The sequence below is a fragment of the Methylobacterium brachythecii genome (assembly GCF_014196345.1).
In the GTDB taxonomy this organism is placed as follows: Bacteria; Pseudomonadota; Alphaproteobacteria; order Rhizobiales; family Beijerinckiaceae; genus Methylobacterium; species Methylobacterium brachythecii.
The window spans coordinates 355,159-378,231 of the sequence record NZ_JACIDN010000006.1; the positions used below are offsets into that span (position 1 = coordinate 355,159).

Sequence of the window (23,073 nt, forward strand, 5' to 3'; positions counted from 1 at the left end):
GAAGCCCCAAGCGAGGTGGCTGGCGAACGGCAGGGCTAGGGAACGTGCTCGCCGAGCTTGAGCCGTCTGTCTCCGTCCTTCCCGATCCAGTTCTGGCGCTGTCCAGCTCAAAAGCCGGGAACAGTTCGGATTGGGTACGGTTGCTCGCAGGACCGCATGCGTCGTCGCACGGTTCCCCACCCTTCCCAAATACTGAACGAGGCCACCGTCTGCGGGTCTCGCAGGAGCCGTTTGATGAAAGCACTGTGCTGGCACGGCAAGAACGATATTCGCTGCGATACGGTGCCGGACCCGATCATCGAGGATCCGCGCGACGTCGTCATCAAGGTGACGTCGTGTGCGATCTGCGGCTCCGACCTCCACCTCATGGACGGTTTGATGCCGACCATGAAGAGCGGCGATGTGCTCGGCCACGAGTTCATGGGCGAGGTTGTCGAAGTCGGCGGGGCGCACAAGAAGTTCAAGAAGGGCGACCGCATCGTCGTGCCCTTCAACATCAATTGCGGCGAGTGCCGACAATGCAAGCTCGGCAACTTCTCGGTCTGCGAGCGCTCGAACCGCAACGCCGAGATGGCCGCCGAGCAGTTTGGCTACACTACGGCAGGCCTATTCGGATACTCCCACCTCACCGGTGGCTACGCTGGCGGCCAAGCCGAGTACGTCCGCGTTCCCATGGCCGACGTCGCGCCGATGCTGGTGCCGGAGGGCATGGACGACGAGTCCGTCCTCTTCCTTACCGACATCCTGCCGACCGGATGGCAGGGCGCAGAGCACTGCGAGATCCAGGGCGGTGAAATCATCGCCATCTGGGGTGCCGGCCCGGTCGGGCTGTTCGCGATCCAATCGGCCAAGATCATGGGGGCAGAGCGCATCATCGTCATCGAAGCGGTGCCGGAGCGCATCGCAATGGCGCGCAAGGCTGGGGCGACCGACATCATCGACTTCGAGCACGAAGACGTGTTCGAGCGGATCAAGGAGATCAGCAAGGGCGCAGGCGCCGACGGCGTGATCGACTGCGTCGGCATGGAAGCCTCCGGCCATGGCGGCATTAGCGGCGCGCTCGCGGCTGTCCAGGAGAAGCTGACGGCGACGCAGCGGCCCTACGTGCTCGGTGAGGCGATCAAGGCGGTACGGCCCTGCGGCATCGTCTCGGTGCCCGGCGTCTATGGCGGTCCGGTGCCGATCAACATGGGCTCCGTCGTCCAGAAAGGTCTGACCATCAAGAGCGGTCAGACTCACGTGAAGCGCTACCTGAAACCACTGACTAAGCTGATCCAAGAGGGCAAAATTGACACTACGTCGATGATTACCCATCGCTCGACGAATCTCGCTGACGGGCCGGATCTATACAATACTTTCAAGGACAAGAAGGACGGTTGCGTGAAGGTGGTCTTCCACCCAAGCTAACTTTGCTCAGCCGTAGTCGAATTTTCTCCTGATCAATTCCGCGAGGATAAACATGACTTATCTGCGATACGCAGCCGATATCGAGAAGCCCGCCGCGGACGAGCAGGAGACGATAGACGGCATCGTCAAGGGGATGACGCAGCAATCCGAGACGGTCGAGGCTCGCGAGCACCATGCCGTGCGGGCGAGCCACGCCAAGAGTTCGGCATGCGTCACCGGAGAACTGACGATTTCCGCCGGCCTGCCGTCGGAATTGGCGCAAGGTTTGTTCGCCACGCCCGGGACCTACCCCGTAGCGGTGCGGTTCGCACAGGGCCCCGGAGAGACGCTCGGCGACCGCGTCTCTACCCACCGCGGCATGTCCATCAAAGTGTTCGACGTGCCCGGCGAGAAGCTGCCCGGCCACACCGTCGACACCCAGGACTTCGTGCTGGCGACCGGCACGACGTTTCCGTCCGGGACTGCGGCCGGCTTCCTTCGTGACGGGACCGTCATCGGCAAGGCTACAGGGCTACCGGAGGGGGCCAAGAGCGCCGTCTCTTCGACGATGCGTAACCTCAACAAGGTGTTGCACGCGTTCGGGACCGAGAGTGCGCTCGCCGACTTCTTCGGCCATCCCTACAGCCATCCTCTGGCCGACAGTTACTTCAGCCAGGCGCCAGTGCTTTACGGCGACTACGTGGCCAAGCTCGGCGTGGTGCCGGTCTCGCAGGCGCAGCTCGCCCTAGCGGAATGGCGCCTCGACCCTCACGAAGACGAGAATGGCTTCCGGCATGCCGCAGCCACCTTCTTCCAGGAGAACGAGGTGGTCTACGAGCTAAAGGTGCAGCTCTGGGCGGACGCGGAGAAGCAGCCCATCGAGGACGCGTCGGTCGATTGGCCGGTCTCGATTAGCCCCTACCGGACCGTCGCGACGCTGCGCCTCCCGCGCCAGGACGCCTATGCCCCTGTCCGGGTTCGCTACTTCGACGAGGTGATGACCTTCCGCCCGGCCCACAGCTTAGCGGCGCATCGTCCGCTCGGGTCCGTCATGAGGGCGCGGCTGCAGGTCTACCGGGCGCTGAGCGCCTTCCGACACCGCGAAAACGGGGTGGCCTCCGAGGACACGTCAAGCGTCGAGCAAATCCCGGCGGTGTCGTAGCTCGTCCGTGCCTGCCGAGCCCGGATGTCATAGGATTGGAATAGCGAAAATGTCGAAAGTCGATCAGGCGCGCGTGGGTCTCGCCACCCTCCTCATGGGAAGCGTCATGCTGACCGCGGCCTCGGCATGGGCTGAAGGCAACCTCACCAAGGTCGCGAGCTTCGAGCATCAGGTGACAGGCGTCACCGTCGCGAAGGACGGGCGCATGTTCGTCAACTTCCCGCGCTGGAGCGAGGATGCCCCAGTCTCGGTCGCCGAGCTCAAGGATGGAAAACCGGTCGCCTACCCCGATGACGAGTGGAATTCCTGGCGCAACGCGAAGAAGGACGAGGTCGACCCCAAGAACCACTTCGTCTGCGTGCAGAGCGTCGTCGCCGACGGACAGGATCGACTCTGGGTCGTCGACGCGGCCGCGCCGGCGATGGGGGCCGTCGTCAAGGATGGCGCCAAGCTCGTCGGCATCGACCTGAAGACCAGCAAGGTCGTGAAGACCATTCCCTTCGACACCAGCACCGTGATGCAGGCGTCCTACATCAACGACGTACGCATCTCGCCCGATGGCAAGACGGCGTTTCTCACCGACTCGGGTGCAGAGGGCGCTCTGATCGTCGTCGACATCGACAGCGGCTCCGCCAAACGCGTCCTGTCGGGTCATCCCACGACCATGCCGGACAAGTCGGTGACCGTGGCCTACGACGGCAAGGCATTGCGCCGGCCGGACGGGCGCGGCGTCGAGTTCTCTGCGGATGGCATCGCCCTCTCGCCTGATGGCAAGATGCTTTACTGGCAGGCCATCAAGGGCAAGACGCTCTACAGCATCCCGACCGATGCCCTGACCGGTTGGGCGACCGCATCGTTCGTCCCTGAGCTTCTAAGCGACCGGACGCTGGGCTCCAAGATCGTCACGGTCGGCGAGAACGGACCGGCCGACGGCCTGCTAATTTCTAAGAAGGACGGTCGAATGTACGTGTCCTCCCCGCAGGACAATGCGGTGAAGGTACGAGATCTCGCCGGGACAAATTCCGGACTGACGACACTGGTCCAGGATCCGCAACTACGCTGGCCGGACACGTTCTCCGAAGGGCCGGACGGCGCGATCTACGTGACGACATCACACATTCAGGACTCGGCCGACTACAAGGCGGGCGCGCCCATCACGCTTCCGAGCGAACTTTGGGCGATCAAGCCCGGCCAGGATGAGGTCACAGGTTCAGCAGGATCGCGGTAGCGCTGGGGCCCAGCCCTTCTAACCTCCCTTCGGCTCGACGGCGTTCGGAAAGAAATCAACTAGCCACCAGCAACGCGCTCCGCCGCCCTAGCCGCCATCTTCCGAGCGCGTTCCTCGGCGGCGTCGGCGGCGTCCATGGCATCGTCTAAGCGCTCGGCCCTGCCACGGGTCTCGCAACGCTGGCGAAGCTCGTCGAGTTCTTCCTCTGTTAGGTGCTCGATGCCGATGTAGCGGTTTTGGGCGGCGCTCGCGCGGATGAGTTCGTCGAGCTTGGCCTGGATTGCGGCACCATCGCGATTCTGAGAGTTCTGAATCAGGAACACCATCAGGAAGGTCACGATTGTGGTGCCCGTGTTGATCACGAGCTGCCACGTCTCCGAATACTGGAAGGCAGGCCCGCTGATTGCCCAAGCGACGACAGAAGTAACCCCGAGCGCGAAGGCGATAGGATGGCCTGCCCATTTGGCGACCTTGCCGGCGAAAGCGGTGAAAATCTTGGAGCGGCTCAAAGACAGTCTCCTAGGGCAGGAGACCGCCCCCCGACGTCCCTCCGGCTCAGCTAAGCCGCAGAATATTGCTGTGGTTCCCTGAGGTGCAGGACCACTCTGCATGGGATCGGCCGCGATGAGCCCTGCGCTGCAGCTCGGACCGTTCAAAGGGTCAATTACTAGGGGTCTGAGTTCTGCCTGTCCTTGACGTCATCGTGGTATCCTGAACCGATGGTCCGCTTTTTGGCGGGCAGATGCCAAGAGCAGTCGTTCTGCTTCCGGCCCGAGGCGGCGGAAAACATCGTGCTTGCTTGCAACTGACCGGACCAGTGGATTGGCCATCGCCAAACGCCCATCTAACGATGGAAGAGAGGTAGATGGTCATTTTTCAAAGGATCTGACCCACTATCGCAAATGGATTGCTAGCCGCTGCAGAAGCGAATTTTCGGAAGCGAGATGAATGCATTAGGCCGGATCGGGCCGTGACTCGGTACCGACTTCAAACGAGGCTTGTCGGCCTCTGGATCATGCTGCTCGCGTCGGCGGCGGCGACGGCATACCTGCTGTTTGGTCTCTATACCCAATCGACGGCCGTGCAGGTGTCGCAGGCCGAGCTTGCTGTCGGGCGTGCCTGTCGCGCGATCATCGACCGCTATAGCCTGTCATTGGGTCAGAAGACGACGGACGGGAAGGCGGCCGACCTTCCGCGCATTGTATCGGACGCTTTGAGCGGGTGGCCCGGTATCGAAGGCGGGATCTGGAGCAACGCCGACGGTTCGCTGGCCTATGCCTTCCCAACCTATGAGGGCTCAGGCCCCAAACTGGATCTTCCGGAGGCTGAACGCGGGTCGATCGCCGCAGTGAATGCGGAGACTCGGCAGCTCGGACGTTCAGTCGTTAGCCACCGGTTGACCCGGACGCAGGCACTCCTGGTGCAGGCATGTCCGCTGCACGGTCCCGTTCCAGGGCTGACCGCCTGGACGATGACCCGGGCTCACGTCAACGACGGTCCGGCCTATCCACGCTTTCTGGCGGCCCTTGGTTTCCTTGCTGTAGCGGTGATCGGTTCCGCGGGATTCCTCGGACATTTTCTCTACGGCTACGCCCGTCGCATCGCGCGTCTGGAGGCGGCTCTGGAGGCCCCGAGGAGCGACGGTTCCGATCTCGCTCACCTCGAACCTACAGGCGAATACGAGCTCGACCGCCTAGTCGACGCTCTAAACGCAGCGGGCACTCGCCTTAAGGAAGCACGTGAACAAGCCGTCGCGGCCGAGCGAATGGCCGCCGTCGGGAGGCTGAGTGCCGACGTGGCTCATGAGATCCGCAATCCTATCGGGGCAATGCGCCTGAAGGCCGAGAACGCCTTGGCTGCCGGAGATCCGGTGCGGGCCAAGGCCGCGCTTGGTGCGATCCTAGGCCAGATCGTACGAGTGGAAACGCTGCTGCGCGACCTTCTTAGTCTGACCCAGGCGCGCGCGCTTGTGCGCGCCCCGACGGATATCCGCGCCCTTCTTGTGGAGACCTCCCAGCTGCACGAAGATTTTGCGCGGCAACGCGGCGTTCATATGGTGATGGACTTTGAAGGACTGCCCTCTTCGGACCGCCCCCACATCGATCGAGAGCAGGTTCGACGTGCGCTCGACAATCTTCTGCTGAACGCCCTGCAGCATGCGCCGCCGGATAGCCTCGTGAGCCTGAGCGCTCGTCGGATCATCCGCGAGGGTGCGCCGCGCCTGCATCTGCTCATCTCCGACATCGGACAAGGGATCGATCCGGCGATGCGGTCGCGTCTCTTCGAACCTTTCGTTACGGGACGATCCGACGGTACGGGCCTAGGCCTCGCGATCGTGAACAAGGTTGCGCTCGCCCATCGCGGAAAGACGATGTTCCTCGAAGGAGAGGGCGCGACCACATTTTGGCTGGACCTGCCATGGCAACCATCCTGATCGTCGATGACGACGAGGCCCTGCGCGATGGGCTCGCCGAAACCGTGACGGATCTCGGACATACGCCGCTAGCGGTCCGGTCCGGATGCGAGGCGGTGGCCACGCTTGCGCAACAACCCGTAGCCGCCGTTCTCCTCGATCTGCGCATGCCGGGCGATCTCGACGGGATCGCAACCCTGGGGCAGATCCGAGCTCTGTCCGATCCGCCGCCCGTCACTGTCCTCACGGCGTTTGCGAGTCCGGCCAACACAATCGAGGCGATGCGACTCGGCGCGCACGATCATCTTACCAAGCCGATCGGCCGCGCCGATCTTGCCGAGAACCTCGCATCGATGTTGCTTTGCAGTCCCACCCACATCGCAGAGGAGCCGGCGTGCGAGGCAGCCAACGGTCTGATCGGTTCAAGCGAGGCGATGCGACGCGTTCAGAAGGCGATTGGCCTTCTCGCCGACAGCGGCGCCACGGTGCTGATCCAGGGGGAGACCGGCACGGGAAAGGAAGAGGTCGCGCGCGCGCTCCACGCCTTCTCGGCCCGGCGCGCCCGGCCCTTCGTTCCGGTCAACTGTGCGGCGACACCTGCCGACCTGCTTGAGAGCGAGTTGTTCGGTCATGTCCGCGGCGCCCTGGGCGGAGCAACGTCCGATCGCGCGGGAGCCTTCCACCTTGCAGAGGGCGGTACGCTGTTCCTGGACGAGATCGGCGACATGTCCCCGATGATGCAGGCGAAGATCCTGCGGGTCATCCAGGACAGGATGGTAACGCCCGTCGGCGGAAAACCAGGTCGGGTCGATGTCCGCGTGGTCGCCGCCACTCACCAGGACCTGCAGGGCATGGTCGCCGAAGACCGTTTCCGCGCCGACCTTTACTACCGCCTCAACGTCATACCCATCGTCATTCCGCCGCTACGCGAGCGGCTGGCCGACATCGTGCCGCTCGCGGAACATTTTCTGGCTGTGTCGGGAAAGCGGCTCGGCGACACCGCCTCCACGCGCCTGCTTTCCCACCGCTGGCCCGGCAATGTCCGGGAGCTGCGCAACGTCGTCGAACGCGCGGCGGTGATGACGCGCAGCCGTCTCATCGAGGCGTCGGATCTCGATCTCGCAACTGCAACCTCGTCGCATCGTGCGAACGGCATGATCGAAATCGGCATCGAGGCGGATCTGCCCGGGGCTGTCGCGCGTCTCGAATGCGCGATGATCGTGGCAGCCCTTTCCGAGGCCGGCGGGAACCGGACAAAGGCGGCGCGGCGTCTCGGGATCCAACGGCAACTTCTGTACGCGAAGATCGAACGCTACGGCCTCGGCGGAGCGCCGGACCTCGACTTGTCGCGAGATACGACAGCGACTGTCGCGAAAGCCGACGATCTGGACGTGCTGGGCAGCGTATAAGTCTCTGATCGGATAAAATTTTCGCGTCCAGCCTATGCGCCGGCTCAGACACGGGGAACAGAGCATTGCCCCCTGCGTCGAGCGATCACACAGAGCAGGCGAGCACGTCTCCGCCTCTCGTCGAATAGCTGGCGGACGCAAGAATGACCGACTGGAACGGCACGACGGCCGCAGCGAATAGCTCGCTCCCTGTGGTCGCGGCCGAATAGAGCCGTCGATGAGCACGCACGACGATATCCTGGTCTTCGCCCATGTGGGCGACTTGCACCTGATCGAGCCGGATGCGCAGAATACCTCCGACTACTGGGCCATTCTTGCTCACCTCGAAGAGCTCGACGGGCTCGATTTCGTCTTCCTTCCCGGCGACAACGCCGACAACGGGCGCACCGATCAATACGAGCTCGTCCGTATCGGCCTCGACGGCTTGAGCCTGCCCGTGCACGTCATCACGGGCGACCACGATATGGAGTCGGGCAGCCTCGACGCTTTCTACGGCGGCCTCGGGGTGCGGCAACTGCCCTACGCGGTCACGGTCTCCGGCACGCGCTGCCTTTTCCTCGATATGTGCGGACCGGGCTCGGGCGGCCCCGACTTCCGGCTCGGCGGCTACCAGATCGCGTGGCTCGAAGCGGAACTTCGCGGGGCTGAAGCGCACGGCCGGGACTGTGTCCTGTTCATGCACAGCTACCCGGCCGACCTGACGGATGCCGGCGAGGCGACGCGCGTCGCCGACCTCGTCCACCGCGGTCCCGTCCGCCTCGTCGAGATGGGGCATACCCACTACAACGAACTCTCAAACGACGGCCGTACCATCTACGCCGCCTGCCGCTCCACAGGACAGATCGAGGAGGGGCCGGTCGGCTACGCCGTCGCGGCGGTCGATCGCGGCGTCGTGTCCTGGCGGTTCAGGGAACTCGGCCAACCCTGGCCCTTCGTTCTCATAACGGCGCCCGCCGACGGACGGCTTGCCCAGTCTGAGGATCACCGCGTCGCAGGCGAGACGGAGATCCGCGCCGTTGTTCTGGGCCATGACCGCATCGCGGCGTGTGAGTACAGGATCGATGACGGTCCCTGGAGCCCGATGCGCTCCGACGAGAACGACCGTCGTTACCATGCCTATGTCGATTGGCCGGCCGGCGGCCACCGCCTCGCAGTCCGCGCCCACGATGCCGGTGGCGCCTGTGACGAGGACATTGTCGAGCCGGCAGGTGCCTCCTTTGCGCTCGCGACCTCGAAAGGGATCGGCAGCGACGCAGACGCGCTTGGACCTTGGCCCGATCGGGGCGTGCTCGGCACGCAGCTGGGGCCGAACCGCAACGGGCGGCACTGGTAGCGCGGCACCCACCCCCTGCCTTCACTCCGAATACCTGCAAGGACGGCCGACGCGATGGGCGCTCTCACCCTGACACCCAACCTCGCGACCTGGGGCATCGCCGGCCTCGCTACACTCGGCGTGATACTTCGTCCCTTCTCCTGGCCGGAGGCGATCTGGGCGGTGCTTGGCGCGGCCGCCCTCGTGGCCCTCGGCCTGCTCGCGCCTGCCACCGCCCTCGACGGCGTCCTGAAGGGCACAGACGTCTACCTGTTCCTCGTCGGCATGATGCTGCTCTCCGAGATCGCCCGGAAGGAAGGCCTGTTCGACTGGCTCGCCTCGCACGCGGTGCAGACCGCCAGAGGCTCTGCAACGCGCCTTTTCCTGCTCGTCTACGTCGTCGGCACGGTGGTGACGGTATTCCTGTCGAACGACGCCTGTGCGGTGGTGCTCACGCCCGCCGTCTTCGCCGCAACCAAGGCCGCTGGGGTGAAGCAGCCGCTTCCCTACCTGTTCATATGTGCCTTCATTGCGAACGCGGCGAGCTTCATGTTGCCGATCTCCAACCCGGCCAACCTCGTTGTCTTCGCCGAGCACATGCCGCCGCTCGGCCGGTGGCTCGCGACGTTCACTCTGCCGTCGCTGCTTGCTGTCGTGGCGACCTACGTCGTGCTCCACCTTACGCAGAGGGCGCATTTGAACGCCGAAACAGTGTCCACCAACGTGCAGATGCCGCGTCTCGCGCTCGGCGGTAAGGTCGCGGGCGCCGGCATTGCCGCGACCGGCGCTTTGCTAATCGCAGCGTCCGCCTACGGCCTCGATCTTGGACTGCCGACCTTCGCCGCGGGACTGGCCACCACGCTAGTCGTGCTCCTGATCAACCGAGGCGGCCTCGTAGAGGTCGTCAAAGACGTCTCCTGGAGCGTGCTGCCCCTGGTCGCCGGCTTGTTCGTCCTGGTTGAGGCGCTGGAGAAGACCGGCGTGCTCGGCATGCTCGCCGACGTCCTGAAGCGGTCGGCGGAGACGAACCCCGCCACGGCGGCCTGGGTCGGCGGCGCCATCGTGGCGTTCGGCTCCAACCTCGTGAACAACCTGCCGGCCGGGCTGCTCGCCGGCGCCGCGGTCCAGGCCGCTCACGTCTCCGAGAAGGTCGCGGGCGCCATCCTGATCGGCGTTGACCTCGGGCCGAACCTTTCGGTGACAGGCTCGCTGGCCACCATCCTGTGGCTCACCGCGATCCGCCGCGAGGGCCAGGATGTCTCGGCCTTCGCCTTCCTGAAACTCGGACTCCTCGTGATGCCGCCGGCGCTCGTGCTGGCGCTCGCCTCCCTGATCCTCGTCTGACGCCCGAACCGCTTCGATCCGGAGACGTGCCCGCGTGACCGCCGCCTTACTCTACCCCTTCATCATCGTCGCCGGCATCCTTCAGGCGCTCGGCAACTCGATGAACGCCCAGCTGCGCGGGCATCTCGTCAACCCGTTCCTGGCGGCCTCCGTCTCGTTTCTGCCGATCGTCTTCGTCTTCGCGACGCTGTTCCTCGTCATGCCGGCACCGCTCCCAAGCATGGAGAACCTCGCCTCCATGCCGTGGTACGCACCGCTTGGCGGTGTGGCAGGCGCGGTGGCGGTGTTCGGCGGCCTCGCCTTCGTCGACAAGGTCGGTGCCGGTCCCTTCAACGGCTTGACCCTCACCGCCAATATCCTGACCTCATTGGCGCTGGATGCCTTTGGAATGTTCGGTCTGCAGGGAGGAGGCTTCAAGCCGATGCCCTGGCTCGGCGGTCTGCTGATGGCGATCGGCGTGTCCTTCATCGCCCGGGCGACGCCCGGCGACACTCATGAGCAGGATGCCGGTCACGGTCTCGACGGCCGGCTCCTCTACCCCTTCATCGTCGTCGCGGGCGCGCTGCAAGCGATCGGCGTCGTCTGGAACGCGCAGCTGCGGGGTGCCCTCCTCAACCCGTGGCTCGCCGCGACGGTATCCTTCCTGCCGGTGGTCTTCGTGTTCGTGTTGGTCTTCCTGCTGCTCCCGAAGCCGCTCCCGCAGCGGACGGACGTCGAGGGCGTGCGCTGGTGGATGCCGCTGGCCGGCCTCACGGGTGCGGTCGCCGTGTTCGCCGGTCTCCTGTTTGTGGACAAGGTCGGGGCGGGCGCCTTCAACGGTCTCCTCATCACCGCCAACCTATTGACGTCCGTCGCTCTCGACCATTTTGGCTTGCTCGGCATGAAGCAGGTCACCGCGGGTCCGTCGCGTCTCGGCGGTGCGACCGTGATGGTGGCCGGCATCGTGCTCATCTCCGTGTTCTAACGGCAGGACCGATGATCAACGGACTATCCTGGCTGGTGCGCCGGGAGGTTTTGCTCCTTTCGGCCGGCGCCCTGCTGGCCGCGGGAGCTGCAGCGGCTTGGTACCTGCTGCAGGCGACGGTGTTGACGGTTGCGGTCGCTCCCCGTGACGGGACCGAACCGGAGCTGATCAAGGCCTATGCCGATGCCTTGGACTCTGGCGGAGAGGCGGTCCGGCTCAAGATCCTGTCCTTCGACGATGTGCGCGAGAGCGCCGCCGCCCTCCAGGACGGGCGTGCCGATCTCGCCGTCGTCCGGCCCGACGTTCTCCTGCCGACAAACGGGTTGACCCTGGCGATCCTTCGGGACCAGGCGATAATCATCGTCTCACCCGAGCAGGCTCCCATCAAGGCGTTCCCCAAGCTTGCGGGCAGACGGCTCGGCATCGCCGCGCACCGAGACGCCGATCTCCTGCTGCTCAAGAATCTCCTGGGGTATTACAGCTTAACCCTCGACACCGAGACCTCGGCACTCCCCGCGCGCGACCGGACGGTACGTCTTGTCCGGGTCGATCAAGACGCGGTGGCGGCGGCCTTCCGCGAGAAGCGCATCGACGCATTCATCAGCATCATCGCGCCCTCGGCTCCGAAGGCGCTCGCCCTCGTAAACGCCGCGCGTTCGGTCGCCCGAGGCGGCAAGGTGGAGTTCATCACAGTCGAAGACGACGGTGCTGTCATCGAGCGATTCCCCCGACTGCAGTCCGTGACCGTACCGGGCGGTCTGTTCGGGGGAGACCCGAAGCTGCCGACTGACGATGTGAAGACGGTGGGCGCCTCCTACCGGCTCATGGCCCGAGCCAATCTGAGCCGCGTGGTTGCCGCCGACATCACCCAGCAGCTCTTCGAGAAGCGCACGGCTGCCGCAGCGAAGACTGACGCCGCCGAATACGTCCAGGCGCCGGCCTATGACACCACGGTTGCCGCCACGAGCGCGCGCATACCGATCCATCCAGGCGCCGTCGATTACTACGAGCGAGAGCAGCACGGCTTCGTCGAGCGGTACGGAGACACTCTCTATCTACTCGGCGCTATCGCTGGCGGTCTCGTGTCGGTCCTTGCCTGGATACGCCAGCGCCTCGTCGGTTTAGGTCGTGAGCGGATCGATGAAGTCATCGACAGGCTGCTTGCCCTGACGGAGGAAATCCAAACGGTGCAGGACGCTACGCGGCTGGGGGCGCTAAACGCTGAGATCGACGGCTTGGCCGCGAAGGCGGCCCGATACGCTCGCGCTCGTGAGCCAGACGCACGCACAATGTCGGCGGTCGCCATCGCCATTGAGACGGCACGGTCGACCTTGTGGAACCGGTTGCGCTCAAGGCCAACCTAGAGCTTCGGTTGGAGACGCGCATGAGTGGTGCCGCGGGCGGAAGGCTGCTTTCCCGTTACCTTTGCCCGCAAGCAGCCGGTCCGCTAACGGCCATGATCGGCCCATCGTCGGACGCCCGACCGTTACTCCTCGCACCGTGTCGTTCAGGTGCTCTGTCCCGCCGCCTTCAGAATCAAAGCCGCAACCTCATGAGGATGCGACACGATCGGAAGGTGGCTCGATGGCAGTTCCACGGTCGTGGCGTTCATACGCTTCGCCATGAACCTCTGTAGATCCGCGTGAATGACCCGGTCGTCCACCGATATGGCGTAGTAGGAGGGCTTCGAACGCCACGCAGCTTCGCTGACCTTGCCGAGCATCAACTCCTTACGGAACGGCGTCTGAACAGCATAAAGCGACTTGGCTTTGCGCGTCGGCACGTCAGGGGCGAAGTCGTGGATGAAAGCCTCTTCGGTCAGTCGTCCTTCGTCGCCATCGAATACGATACCTGCGGAGGCAGGCACGGCCGGATATTGCTTGGTCAGCGCCGTGTAATCTTCGTTGGCATCGGGCGCGCGCGCGGCGATGTAGACAAGCGCCGAGACATTCGGATCCGTCCCGGCTTCCGTCACGATGGTTCCTGAAAAGGAATGTCCCGCGAGCACGGTCGGTCCCTTCTGGCGTGCAAGGACTTGGCGACAGGCCGCGACGGCTTCAGGCAGGCTGGTCAACGGGTTCTGAACCGAAGTGACGTTGAGACCGCGGTCCTGGAGGAGCGGAATGACGTCTAGCCACGACGAGCCATCCGCGAAGAGGCCATGAACAAGGACGACATTGGCGGCCTTCGGAACAACCGGTTGCGCTCTCAAGCTTGTAGGAATCAAAGTAGATGCCAGCAACGAGGCTGTCATGACACGCCTGTTGATCTGCATTTCGAAATCCTGATGCTAGGTTTTGGTGTTTTGCGGAATTTTGACCGCCGCCGGAGCGTCCCCGGCGGACGTGCTTGCGAGCGTAAGCCGGCAGTTCGAGGCAAGTGCCGGACGGCTCATGCGATGCGTCGACGGGCGCCTCAGCCGGGATGGGCCTCTGCCCAGCGCCCGTTCTGCGTGCGGCCACCGAACCCGTAGGCGTCGCCGTCGACGGCATGCACGAACACGTAGCTTTCCCCGTGGATCTGTCCGAGGATTTGTTTCATTCCCTCGAAAGCGGCCGCCACAAAGCTCGTGGTCTCGCTCTTCACGTTGCTCTTCTCGGTGATCTTGATGTCGAGCCAGAAGGCCGACAGCCCATCATCCGTTGGGCGGCGTCCAGCAATGAACCAGCCGTCCGGATCGGCCTCTTCCACCAGAACGGCCGTGACATTCGCGTCCTTTCCGAGCCTCTCGGCTCCTAGGGTTCTGGCTAATTCTGCGATCTGCACGCGGAGTTCTGGCCGCGGCTGCGGCGTTACATAACGAACTACTATCATAGGCATTGCGAAATCCTCGATGGAAGACGCACGTGCTTGACATGACTAACATCATAAGAGAAAGTAATGAATTATTGTTTTTCCCATTGCGAAACGCGATCATGCTCGATCTGGTGTCGGTTCGGCTCTTCGTCCTTGCGCTAGACCTTGGCAGCCTGACGCGCGCCGCCGAGGCCGCGGGCACCGTCCAACCCGTCGTCAGCCAGCGGCTCAAGGCGCTCGAGGCGACGCTGGGTCGAAAGCTTCTCGATCGCTCCCCACGCTTCGTTCGGGCTACGGAAGACGGCCGCGCATTTCTTGAGAAGGCGAGGCTTCTCCTCCGGAGCCACGACGAAGCCATGCGCTTCACCGAGGCCCCGGCCGTCCGGTTCTCCCTCGGGTTTAGCGATCATGCTCTTGGGCTCGGGATCGAGCCGGTGTTGCAAGCCGTTCGCAGTGCTCTGCCGGGCAACGCCATCATCGACGTTCGCATGGGGCTTTCTCAAGATTTGCGGCCCCGTTTCGACGCAGGACAACTGGACGCGATCGTCATCCGGCGGGAAAGCGGAGGCAGAGAAGGCGAGGTTCTCGGCAACGACCACTTGGGCTGGCGCGCGGCACAGGGCTGGTCGCGTTCGGCGGATGGCCCTCTACCGTTGGCGACGCTCGGTATGCCCTGTGGCGTCCATGAGGCTGCAATCCGCCTGCTTGACCGCGCCCGCATCCCGTGGCGTGAGTCGTTTCAAGCAAGCAGTTGCGCAGCGCTGTGTGCTGGCGTCCGGTCCGGGCTGGGCGTCGCGCTTCTGGGTGACGCAGCGTGCGATGGGATGCCGGACGCAGGGCCGGCTCTCGGTCTCCCACCGATCCCGGCATCCGAGATCGTCATGTTCGGACGAGCGGGCTCGCCGATCGTGGGCGATGCGTTGCGCGCATTGGAACTGGCCATCCGCAAGCGTCTTCGCTGAAACCGCAGCGGGTCAGCGAAAGGAAGGCGTCATCAGACGCCGATGAGGGTCGGCAATCGATCCAGAGAGGCCTGATGTGCCAGAGGGATTGGCGCACCCTCCGGAGCCGTCATGCCGATGCGGTCATGCCAGAAGGTCGGGAGCCCGACAGCCGCCGTTCCGATGAGGTCGTAGGCGGAGCCTGCCACGAAGAGGCAGCGCGATGCCCCGACCCCGAGCTCGTTCAGGCCGAGCAGGTAAGGACGTGGGTCCGGCTTGTAGAAGCCGGCTCGCTCCGACGTGACCAAGCAGTCGAACGCCACTCCCACCCGGCTCGCGGCGATGCGTCCCAGATGCTCCGAACAGTTGGTAACGATGCCGAGCGGCACCGACCTGGCGGCGAGCTCCTGCAAGGCCTTCGTCACGCCCGGCCAGGGTTGCAGCTCGCCGTAGCGCTCGGCGAGCTGCGCGGTGGCGCTTCGCGGCAGGCCGACCGCATCGGCCGCTTCGGACACCAGATCTTCGTACGGGCGATAGCCGCCGGTGCGGTATGTGTTCCGAAGATACTCGCTTCGCCACCGCAATCCGAGTTCCTCACCCCCGGCCACGGAATTCCAGAGCGACCAGCTATCCAGCAGGGCAGTCAGCAGGTCGAATAGGACGGCGTCGTAACGTTGCTCTGACATTGGCAAACTCCAGATCGATGCAGAGACTTTCGGGTGGCGCGCTGGAAGTCGCGATCAGGGAGCACGCGCGGCAATCGCTTCGACTTCCACGAGGTAGCCGTGATGAAGCTCTGGCACGGGCACGATCGTTCGCGCGGGTTTCGCTTGACCGAAGACCTCGGCGTAGATCCGATTGAAGGCGGCCCAGTTCTCGACGCCGACGATGTAGGCCGTGACGCGGAGCACGTTCCGCGGGCCACATCCCGCCTCGGACAGGATGGTCAGGACGTTGGCGAGGGCCTGCTTGACCTGCCGATCGAAGGGTTGGTCGGCGGTCTGCGTACCATCCGGGCGTGATGCGAGCTGCCCGGAGACGAACACGAGATTCTGCCACGCGGTCGCGTGGGCGTAGTGGCCGGCCGGGATGGCTGCGCCGGTCGTCGCGATGTGCTCGATCGGATCCGTCATGGGGCGCTTTCTTACCAGCCGTTGATACGGGGCCAGATCGCGCCGATGCGACCGGCCGCGTCGAGCACGTGATAGCAATCGTGCTGTGCGCCGGTGGCGCAGGCATGGTTCGGTAGGATGCGGACGCGCGATCCGACCGGCAGTTCGGGAAGCGCCGCATCAAAGCCGGACCGTAGGGCGACGACGCCGTGCTCCTGGTTGGCGTCCGCAACGATGAGATCGTCGTAGGGTCGGCCGGACAGGTCGCAGACCACGCCATAGCTCTGGTCGCACGTCTGCTTGGCGGTTCCGCGGTCCCGCGAGAGCGCCATCCAGCCGGCGTCGATGATGATCCAGCCTTTGCGGCGCTGGTGGCCGATCACGGAGGCGAGCACGGACAGGGCGATGTCACCCATCGCTACGGAGCCGACGCCAGCCTGGTAGAGATCGCCGAACATGAAGACGCCGGCCCGAACCTCGGTGATGCCGGTTAGGTCGCGGGCATAGCGTGCCGTCGGCGTTGAGCCGATACTCACCACGGGACACGGTAGGCCCGCAGATCGCAATGCTCCGGCTGCCGTGACGGCCGCCAGGCGCTCTGCCTCCGCGGCGGCGGCGAGGGCTACGCCGTCGTTCAGTCTGTAGCTGTCGCCGGCATGGAGAAGAACGCCGCGCAGAGTAGCGCCCCCCGATGTTAGACATCGACCAATCGCGACGAGCGTCTCCGCATCACCTGGCGAGACCCCGGAGCGGTGGCCGTCCGCATCCACCTCGATGAAGACGGGGAGCGGGTCACCGATAGCGCGGACATGTGCGGCAACAGCCTCGGCTTGCTCCACGCTGTCGAGAATGATGACGAGATCGACACCGCGTGAACGGAGCGCCGAGACGCGACCGAGCTTCGCCGGGGCGATCCCGACCCCGTAGATCAAGTCCGTCACACCGCCCGCGGCGAAGTACTCCGCCTCCCGCAGTGTCGAGACCATTGCAGGGCCTGCCGGTCCCGACATGGCGATTCGGGCGACGTCAATGGATTTGGCCGTCTTCAGGTGCGGCCGAAAAACGGTGCCAAGTCCCTCGATATGCGACCGCATGGCTTCGACATTCGATCGGAGCTTTGCCTCATCGAGCAACAAGCAAGGCGTCGGAATCTCGACGAGGCTTGTGCCATTCGACGCCGTGCGTGGCTCTGGGGAAGTGGCTGCGGACATCATCAAGACCATGATCGCGGCGGTTTTCGCCGCCTCAGAGACCACGGCCTGCGGGCGCTGCCTATTAACGCGAACTGTTTGCTCGATTAAGCTTCGACTTAATGCTGACTACCGACGATCTCCGTTTCTTTGCCGCGATCGTGCGAGCGACGTCGCTCGCTGCCGCTGCCCGGGATCTGAACGTGTCGCCGCCAGCCGTGACCCAGCGGCTCCGTGCGCTCGAAGAGCGGCTCCGGGTGCATCTGGTCGATCGGTCGGGACGACAACTCACACTGACCGACGAGGGCGAATTGCTCGCCGAACGCGGACGGCTCGTTCTCGAAGACCTGGAAGACCTCGACGACGCCATCGCGACCCGTCGTGGCCAGGTCAGAGGACATCTGCGTGTCATTGCTTCGCTGGGCTTCGGGCGCCGGCACGTGGCACCTGTCGCCTCCCAATTCCAGGAGGATCATCCGGAACTGAAGATCGATCTCATCCTTTCGGATCGCCTCGGCGGCATCCCGACCAGCGGCTGGGATCTGGCCGTTCACGTCGGCGAGCTCGACCACACTGCTTCGAGCCTGGTGATGCGACATCTCGCGCCGAACGAAAGGTGGGCCTGCGCAGCGCCTGACTATCTCCATCGAAACGGCACGCCCGGCGAGCCGGACGCGTTGCATGCCCACGCTTGCATCGCCCTTCGCGAAAACGACGAAGACGTGACCCTCTGGCGCTTCGGATCGATCCACGGCCTATCCGTGGGGAGCGTCCGGATCGAACCTCGCCTCTCCAGCAACGACGGAGACGTCGTTCGGGGCTGGGCGCTAGCTGGGCGCGGCATCATCGTCCGCTCCGAATGGGACGTGGCCGAGGATGTTCGCGAAGGACGTCTGGTCAGGGTGCTGCAAGAGTTCGCCCTCCCTGCCGCACCCGTCGTCGCTCTCCTGGGCTCGCGGCGACAGGCGCGCGCCGCTCGCACCGGCCGGTTCCTCGACGCGCTCCAGGCTGCCCTGGATCCGACGCCTTGGCGGCTGCCTCGCGGGACGACCGGAATGGATCGGTAAAGGGAAATCAGGCGTAGGCGCCGATCATCCCGCTCTCGCCCGCTTCCTCTCGTCGGATTGATGGATCCACCGAATGGTCGGCGAGAAACTTCTCAGCCTCAAGAGCTGCCATGCAGCCCATTCCCGCGGCAACGACCGCCTGCCGGTACACGCTTTCCGCGCAGTCGCCCGCCGCGAAGAAGCCCGGGACCGAGGTTCGTGTCGACCACGGCGATACTCGGATGTATCCGCCGGCCTCCATCTCGACCTGCTCTGCGAACAGCTTGGTCGCCGGGTCGTGGCCGATAGCGACGAAGACGCCGTCGGTGGGCAGCCCTCGGGTAGCGCCCGTTTTCGTGTCCTTCAGGCGCACGCCGGTCACGACCTTGACGGGCTCGTGCTGTCCGAGAATCTCGTCGATCACGTGGTTCCAGACGACCTCGATCTTGGGATGGGCGAACAGCCGGTCTTGAAGGATCGGCTCGGCCCGGAATCGATCGCGCCGATGGATCACCGTGACCTTGGAGGCGAGGTTGGCGAGGTATAGGGCTTCTTCGACTGCGGTATTACCTCCACCGACGACGACGACATCCTTCCCGCGATAAAAGAAGCCGTCACAGGTCGCGCAAGCCGAGATCCCTGCGCCGTTGTATTCGAGTTCAGACGGCAGGCCGAGCCAGCGGGCCTGCGCGCCAGTCGCGGCAACGAGTGTCTCGGCGAGATAGGTGTCTCCGCTATCGCCGACCGCCTTGAACGGACGCGCTCCGAGGTCGACGGAAACGATCGTGTCGTAGACGATCCGGGTACCGACATGCTCGGCTTGTTCGCGCATCTGTTCGACCAGATCGGGTCCCTGGATCGCTCGAGCGAAGCCGGGATAGTTCTCGACCTCGGTGGTAATCGTGAGTTGGCCGCCGGGCTGCAGACCGGTGACCAGCATCGGCTGCAGGTTTGCCCGTGCGCCGTAGATGCCCGCCGTATAGCCGGCGGGCCCGGCGCCGATGATCAGCAGCTTGGTATGATGGGCCGTCATGTCCGCTCCGGCGCTTGCGATCGACGGCGCGAGCGCCCTGCGACCTTGGTCTGTTGAAACAGGAAATCGGTTGCGAGCTTCTCGACGATGCGCACGTGTGTGGAGAGCTGTGCCTCCGCATCGACGAGGCGGCCCGTCACGGCGAGATCGATGATCCTGCGATGCTGCTCGACTGCGGCGCGCATCCTCGAAATCTCGCGCGGCAACCGATGGCGGATCGCGCCGACCTGGTCGGCAATCCCGCGATAGGCCCTCGTCAGGAGTGGGTTGGCTGCTGCCCCGACCAGTGCCTCATGGAACGCAGTGTCCATCACATCGGCCCGGGCAAGATCTCCGTCTTCGAGTGCCAGAGCACCGCCTGAGAGAGGAATGGAGACGGCTGCGACCAGCGCATCCGCATCGCTTGCAGCAGCGATCCGCAAGGCTCCCAATTCGAGGACTGCCCGCATCTCGCAGATGCGGCGCAGATCGGTCGCATCGAGATCCATCACGAACGTCCCGCTCTGAGGTCGGACCACCACGAGGTCCTCCTGCGCGAGACGGGAGAGAGCCTCGCGAACGGGTGTGCGGCTGATCTCCAGTTCCTCCGCGAGCACGCGGTCCGAAAGACGTGCGCCGAAGGCGAAACGTCCGGTGATGATGGCGTCTCGAATGATCGCCTCGGCGCGGAGGCTGAGTTTGCTGTCGTCGGTCATAACTGGAATATCAATTACCCCATCTTGCGCGTCAAGTGGCTAACTGGCATATCAGTTGCACGGGACGAAACGCTCTGAATCAAAAAGCGGGGTCACCCAGTGCCAAACGCCATTCGACGCAAATTCTCCAACCTGACCGTCCAGGTCATCGCTGCCCTTTGTTTAGGCGCAGCAATAGGCATTCTGCTGCCCAATTTCGCAGTCTCACTGCAAGGTTTGAGCGACGTCTTCATCAAGCTTATCAAGATGGTCATCCCCCCGATCGCCTTTCTGACGATCGTCATCGGCATCGCGGAGGTGAGCGATCTCAAGAAGGTCGGAAAAGTAGGCGGAAGCGCCCTTCTATACTTCGAGGTCGCGTCCACCCTCGCGCTCGTCATCGGGATGATCGTCGTCAACGTCGTCAGGCCCGGCGACGGCTTCGACCGCGCCCGGGTCGGCGCTCAGGCGGTCGACATCTCGAAGTACACCAGCACGCCGGCCGGCCAGTACATGACGGAGATCCTGACTCACATCGTGCCGGACAACGCGGTCGCCGCCTTCGCCAAAGGCGATCTTCTGCAGATCGTGTTCTTCGCCATCGTGTTCGGTTGCGCGGCGGTGCTCATCGGAGAGCGTGCGAAACCGTTCGTAGCAGTGGCCCAGGCCGCCAACGACATCCTGTTTCAGCTCGTCTCGATGATCATGCGCTTGGCACCCGTCGGCGCTTTCGGCGCGATGGCCTTCACGGTCGGCAAGTACGGGATCGGTTCGATCCTCGTCCTGGGGCACATGCTCCTGTGCGTCTACATCACCTGTGTCCTGTTCGTCTGCGTCGTGCTGGGCGCGATCGCCCGCGCCTACGGGTTCAGCATCTTCAGGTTCATCCGCTACGTCGGCGAGGAAGTGCTGATCGTACTCGGCACCTGCTCTTCCGAGAGCGTGCTGCCGCGGCTCATGACGAAGCTCAACCGTCTCGGCTGTTCCAAATCCAGCGTCGGTCTCGTCCTGCCGGTCGGCTATTCGTTCAACGCCGACGGCACCGCGATCTATCTCTCGATGGCGTCGCTGTTCATCGCTCAGGCCTACGGCATCGACATGAGCTTCAGCCAGCAGGTCGGTCTGCTGCTGCTTCTGCTCGTGACGTCGAAGGGATCGGGTTCGGTCGCCGGTTCCGGCTTCGTCGTCCTGGCGGCAACGCTCTCGGCGACGCACATCCTGCCTGTCGAGGGGCTGCTCCTGATCATCGGTATCGATCGCTTCATGTCCGAGGCGCGGTCCGTCACGAACATCATCGGCAACAGCCTCGCGACGGTCATCGTGGCGAAGATGAGCGGTGAGTTCGATCCGGCCGCTGCCGAAGCCGCCTACGCCGAACGGTTCGGTCCGAACATGCCGTTTCAGCAGAACCGTCCTCTCTGGGCCTCGAAGCCGGCCGCGTCCGCGTCAGGGCAACCTCCAATTCACGATGCCGCAGTGGTCCTGGCCGGCAAGGAGCCGTGACCAGCAGGTCGATCGAAGACAAAGCCGACAACCGGCCTGATCTTCGACGCTCGGCACCGATCCGAAATCTCGATTTTTCAAGATTTCCACGCCTTCAAACATGGAGAAAAAGATGAGTACCAGCGCAGAACCCGGCGATAGCTTCGTCGCATTCGTTAAACAGGGTTGCGAAACGTGTCAGATGCTCGACGATGTGCTCGGGCGCATCGCGGGCCAATACCCGATTACCGTCTACACTCAGGACGATCCGAGCTTCCCTACCAGCGTTTCGGCGATCGATGACACCTCTCTCGAAAAGTCCTTCTCGTTCGACGTCGAGGCCGTTCCGACCTTGGTCCGCGTGAAGAACGGTCGCGAGGTGTCGCGGACGTTCGGTTGGCATCGCGACGACTGGCAGGCGATGACCGGCCTCGGAGACCTCGGCTCGAACCTGCCCCTCATGCGACCGGGATGCGGCTCGAAATCTCGAGAGCCCGGCGTGTACGATGCTCTGCGGGCCAAGTACGGCAAGCTCGACTTCAAATCCCGGCCGATCGTTCTCGGTGAATGGGACGACGAGTTCGAAGCGACCTACGATCGCGGCTGGAGCGATGGCCTTCCGGTCGTGCCGCCGACCGACACCCGCATCCTTCGGATGCTCGACGGCACCTCGCGTCGTTCCGATGAAATCATCGGAAACGTGCCGCCCAATCTCGCGCCGATCACGGTCGAGAAGATCGCGATCAATGCCGTGATGGCGGGCTGCCGCCCCGAGTACATGCCGGTGATCCTGACCGCCCTCGAGGCCGCGCTCGATCCCCTGTTCACGATGCACGGTCTTCTCTGCACGACCTGCTTCTCGGGCCCGATCATCGTGGTGAACGGACCGATCGCCCGCGAAATCGGTATGAATTCGGGTATCAACTGCCTCGGTCAGGGCAATCGCGCCAACGCCACCATCGGCCGTGCCGTACAGCTGATCATCCGCAACGTCGGCGGCGGCCGTCCGGGTGAGCTGGATCGGGCGGTTCTCGGCGGACCCGGAAAGTACACGTTCTGTTTCGCGGAGGACGAGTCGGATCCGACCTGGCAGACCCTCGCCTCGTCCCGCGGCATCGACCCCGGGAAGAATGCGGTGACGCTGTTCCAGGGCGACGGCATCCAGGGTTTCCTCGATCAGCGGTCTCGGACACCCGAAGAGCTGACGAAGTCGCTTGCGATGTCTCTCCTTGCGGTGGGCCACTACAAGCTCTGCGAGTTCACGAACGCGATGCTCGTCCTCGTACCTGAACACTACGGGATCTTCCGTGACGCCGGATGGGACCGCGACCGCATCACGAGCGAGCTCCATAAGGCCATGGTCAGGCCGGGCAAGGATGTGATCCAGGGCGCTCACGGAGTCGGCGAAGGCATTGCCGTCGGTCGCCGGGACGAGATGGTCAACAAGTTCTGGCCGGAGGGTCTCCTGATCGTTCAGGCAGGAGGCAAGGCGGGATTGTTCTCCGCCATCTGCGCCGGGTGGACCGGCGGTCGTTTCCGCGAGGAATCCAAGCCCGTAACCAAGGAGATCGTGCTGTGAAA

Annotated in this window: 21 protein-coding genes; 13 read left to right on the forward strand and 8 right to left on the reverse strand. The window is 64.2% G+C overall.

The genetic code is table 11. The annotated features are described in order from the left end of the window. Positions 1–234: 234 nt before the first annotated feature. Genes GGR33_RS17620 through GGR33_RS17630 form a run of 3 tightly spaced genes read left to right on the forward strand, consistent with a single transcriptional unit; the run spans position 235 to position 3,776 of the window. On the forward strand, positions 235–1,407 hold the full coding sequence (locus GGR33_RS17620; RefSeq protein WP_183507571.1) for a zinc-dependent alcohol dehydrogenase: 1,173 nt from the start codon (positions 235–237) through the stop codon (positions 1,405–1,407). A 52-nt stretch (positions 1,408–1,459) separates the two neighbouring features. Then, positions 1,460–2,548, forward strand: coding sequence for a catalase family protein (locus tag GGR33_RS17625; RefSeq protein ID WP_183507574.1), 1,089 nt, complete (start codon positions 1,460–1,462; stop codon positions 2,546–2,548). Positions 2,549–2,597: 49 nt separating this feature from the next. Further along, positions 2,598–3,776 (forward strand): L-dopachrome tautomerase-related protein, encoded by a 1,179-nt coding sequence (locus tag GGR33_RS17630; protein ID WP_183507576.1) that lies wholly within the window; start codon positions 2,598–2,600, stop codon positions 3,774–3,776. 59 nt (positions 3,777–3,835) lie between these two features. Here GGR33_RS17630 and GGR33_RS17635 read toward each other — a convergent pair whose 3' ends face one another. Further along, the gene (locus tag GGR33_RS17635) at positions 3,836–4,285 is read right to left on the reverse strand and encodes a low affinity iron permease family protein (protein ID WP_183507578.1); all 450 of its coding nucleotides are present in this window, start codon (positions 4,283–4,285) and stop codon (positions 3,836–3,838) included. Between the two features lie 506 nt (positions 4,286–4,791). On the opposite strand from GGR33_RS17635, the gene GGR33_RS17640 reads away from it, so the two are divergent. From GGR33_RS17640 to GGR33_RS17665, 6 genes are all read left to right on the forward strand, one after another. Next, on the forward strand, positions 4,792–6,210 hold the full coding sequence (locus tag GGR33_RS17640) for a sensor histidine kinase (protein WP_210302058.1): 1,419 nt from the start codon (positions 4,792–4,794) through the stop codon (positions 6,208–6,210). Further along, positions 6,195–7,598 (forward strand): sigma-54-dependent transcriptional regulator, encoded by a 1,404-nt coding sequence (locus GGR33_RS17645; protein ID WP_183507582.1) that lies wholly within the window; start codon positions 6,195–6,197, stop codon positions 7,596–7,598. The genes GGR33_RS17640 and GGR33_RS17645 overlap by 16 nt, the downstream gene beginning before the upstream one ends. 217 nt (positions 7,599–7,815) lie before the next feature. Then, the gene (locus GGR33_RS17650) at positions 7,816–8,931 is read left to right on the forward strand and encodes a metallophosphoesterase family protein (protein WP_183507584.1); all 1,116 of its coding nucleotides are present in this window, start codon (positions 7,816–7,818) and stop codon (positions 8,929–8,931) included. 54 nt (positions 8,932–8,985) lie between these two features. Then, entirely contained in the window at positions 8,986–10,254 is a 1,269-nt protein-coding gene (locus GGR33_RS17655) for an arsenic transporter (protein ID WP_183507586.1), read from the forward strand. Positions 10,255–10,288: 34 nt separating this feature from the next. Continuing rightward, entirely contained in the window at positions 10,289–11,218 is a 930-nt protein-coding gene (locus GGR33_RS17660) for a DMT family transporter (RefSeq protein WP_183507588.1), read from the forward strand. 11 nt (positions 11,219–11,229) lie between these two features. Beyond that, complete coding sequence (locus tag GGR33_RS17665) at positions 11,230–12,582, forward strand: TAXI family TRAP transporter solute-binding subunit (protein WP_183507590.1); 1,353 nt, start codon at positions 11,230–11,232, stop codon at positions 12,580–12,582. Between the two features lie 143 nt (positions 12,583–12,725). On the opposite strand, the gene GGR33_RS17670 is transcribed toward GGR33_RS17665, so the two are convergent. Further along, on the reverse strand, positions 12,726–13,493 hold the full coding sequence (locus tag GGR33_RS17670; RefSeq protein ID WP_183507592.1) for an alpha/beta fold hydrolase: 768 nt from the start codon (positions 13,491–13,493) through the stop codon (positions 12,726–12,728). A 140-nt stretch (positions 13,494–13,633) separates the two neighbouring features. Next, positions 13,634–13,909, reverse strand: a complete 276-nt coding sequence (locus GGR33_RS17675) for a hypothetical protein (RefSeq protein ID WP_246413211.1) — start codon at positions 13,907–13,909, stop codon at positions 13,634–13,636. Between the two features lie 164 nt (positions 13,910–14,073). Here GGR33_RS17675 and GGR33_RS17680 point away from each other — a divergent pair, with 164 nt between their 5' ends. Continuing rightward, positions 14,074–14,976, forward strand: coding sequence for a LysR family transcriptional regulator (locus GGR33_RS17680; RefSeq protein ID WP_246413244.1), 903 nt, complete (start codon positions 14,074–14,076; stop codon positions 14,974–14,976). A 32-nt stretch (positions 14,977–15,008) separates the two neighbouring features. On the opposite strand, the gene GGR33_RS17685 is transcribed toward GGR33_RS17680, so the two are convergent. Genes GGR33_RS17685 through GGR33_RS17695 form a run of 3 tightly spaced genes read right to left on the reverse strand, consistent with a single transcriptional unit; the run spans position 15,009 to position 17,278 of the window. After that, on the reverse strand, positions 15,009–15,641 hold the full coding sequence (locus tag GGR33_RS17685; RefSeq protein ID WP_183507594.1) for an HAD-IA family hydrolase: 633 nt from the start codon (positions 15,639–15,641) through the stop codon (positions 15,009–15,011). A 54-nt stretch (positions 15,642–15,695) separates the two neighbouring features. Next, complete coding sequence (locus GGR33_RS17690; protein WP_183507595.1) at positions 15,696–16,088, reverse strand: RidA family protein; 393 nt, start codon at positions 16,086–16,088, stop codon at positions 15,696–15,698. A gap of 11 nt (positions 16,089–16,099) precedes the next feature. Continuing rightward, positions 16,100–17,278 carry a DSD1 family PLP-dependent enzyme gene (locus GGR33_RS17695; protein ID WP_425488793.1) on the reverse strand — a complete coding sequence of 393 codons (1,179 nt, stop codon included), beginning with the start codon at positions 17,276–17,278 and terminating at the stop codon, positions 16,100–16,102. A 101-nt stretch (positions 17,279–17,379) separates the two neighbouring features. Here GGR33_RS17695 and GGR33_RS17700 point away from each other — a divergent pair, with 101 nt between their 5' ends. Continuing rightward, on the forward strand, positions 17,380–18,324 hold the full coding sequence (locus GGR33_RS17700; RefSeq protein WP_183507597.1) for a LysR family transcriptional regulator: 945 nt from the start codon (positions 17,380–17,382) through the stop codon (positions 18,322–18,324). Between the two features lie 7 nt (positions 18,325–18,331). Here GGR33_RS17700 and trxB read toward each other — a convergent pair whose 3' ends face one another. Together trxB and GGR33_RS17710 are read right to left on the reverse strand one after the other, a co-directional pair. Continuing rightward, a complete protein-coding gene (gene trxB / locus GGR33_RS17705; protein WP_183507599.1) occupies positions 18,332–19,336 on the reverse strand; it encodes a thioredoxin-disulfide reductase in 1,005 nt (334 codons plus the stop codon). Beyond that, a complete protein-coding gene (locus tag GGR33_RS17710; RefSeq protein ID WP_183507601.1) occupies positions 19,333–20,031 on the reverse strand; it encodes a GntR family transcriptional regulator in 699 nt (232 codons plus the stop codon). The genes trxB and GGR33_RS17710 overlap by 4 nt, the downstream gene beginning before the upstream one ends. 99 nt (positions 20,032–20,130) lie before the next feature. Between GGR33_RS17710 and dctA the strand changes: the two genes are divergently transcribed. Both dctA and GGR33_RS17720 read left to right on the forward strand, forming a co-directional pair. Continuing rightward, positions 20,131–21,513, forward strand: coding sequence for a C4-dicarboxylate transporter DctA (dctA, locus tag GGR33_RS17715; RefSeq protein WP_284210929.1), 1,383 nt, complete (start codon positions 20,131–20,133; stop codon positions 21,511–21,513). Positions 21,514–21,625: 112 nt separating this feature from the next. Continuing rightward, the gene (locus GGR33_RS17720) at positions 21,626–23,071 is read left to right on the forward strand and encodes a thioredoxin family protein (protein WP_183507603.1); all 1,446 of its coding nucleotides are present in this window, start codon (positions 21,626–21,628) and stop codon (positions 23,069–23,071) included. Positions 23,072–23,073: the final 2 nt, after the last annotated feature.

Bases quoted from the DNA above. Each gene is read 5' to 3' on its own strand.
- GGR33_RS17620 (WP_183507571.1), top strand. From the start codon at position 235: ATGAAAGCACTGTGCTGGCACGGCAAGAACGATATTCGCTGCGATACG.
- GGR33_RS17625 (WP_183507574.1), top strand. From the start codon at position 1,460: ATGACTTATCTGCGATACGCAGCCGATATCGAGAAGCCCGCCGCGGAC.
- GGR33_RS17630 (WP_183507576.1), top strand. From the start codon at position 2,598: ATGTCGAAAGTCGATCAGGCGCGCGTGGGTCTCGCCACCCTCCTCATG.
- GGR33_RS17640 (WP_210302058.1), top strand. From the start codon at position 4,792: ATGCTGCTCGCGTCGGCGGCGGCGACGGCATACCTGCTGTTTGGTCTC.
- GGR33_RS17645 (WP_183507582.1), top strand. From the start codon at position 6,195: ATGGCAACCATCCTGATCGTCGATGACGACGAGGCCCTGCGCGATGGG.
- GGR33_RS17650 (WP_183507584.1), top strand. From the start codon at position 7,816: ATGAGCACGCACGACGATATCCTGGTCTTCGCCCATGTGGGCGACTTG.
- GGR33_RS17655 (WP_183507586.1), top strand. From the start codon at position 8,986: ATGGGCGCTCTCACCCTGACACCCAACCTCGCGACCTGGGGCATCGCC.
- GGR33_RS17665 (WP_183507590.1), top strand. From the start codon at position 11,230: ATGATCAACGGACTATCCTGGCTGGTGCGCCGGGAGGTTTTGCTCCTT.
- GGR33_RS17670 (WP_183507592.1), bottom strand. From the start codon at position 13,493: ATGCAGATCAACAGGCGTGTCATGACAGCCTCGTTGCTGGCATCTACT.
- GGR33_RS17680 (WP_246413244.1), top strand. From the start codon at position 14,074: ATGACTAACATCATAAGAGAAAGTAATGAATTATTGTTTTTCCCATTG.
- GGR33_RS17685 (WP_183507594.1), bottom strand. From the start codon at position 15,641: ATGTCAGAGCAACGTTACGACGCCGTCCTATTCGACCTGCTGACTGCC.
- GGR33_RS17690 (WP_183507595.1), bottom strand. From the start codon at position 16,088: ATGACGGATCCGATCGAGCACATCGCGACGACCGGCGCAGCCATCCCG.
- GGR33_RS17695 (WP_425488793.1), bottom strand. From the start codon at position 17,278: ATGTCCGCAGCCACTTCCCCAGAGCCACGCACGGCGTCGAATGGCACA.
- GGR33_RS17700 (WP_183507597.1), top strand. From the start codon at position 17,380: ATGCTGACTACCGACGATCTCCGTTTCTTTGCCGCGATCGTGCGAGCG.
- trxB (WP_183507599.1), bottom strand. From the start codon at position 19,336: ATGACGGCCCATCATACCAAGCTGCTGATCATCGGCGCCGGGCCCGCC.
- GGR33_RS17710 (WP_183507601.1), bottom strand. From the start codon at position 20,031: ATGACCGACGACAGCAAACTCAGCCTCCGCGCCGAGGCGATCATTCGA.
- GGR33_RS17720 (WP_183507603.1), top strand. From the start codon at position 21,626: ATGAGTACCAGCGCAGAACCCGGCGATAGCTTCGTCGCATTCGTTAAA.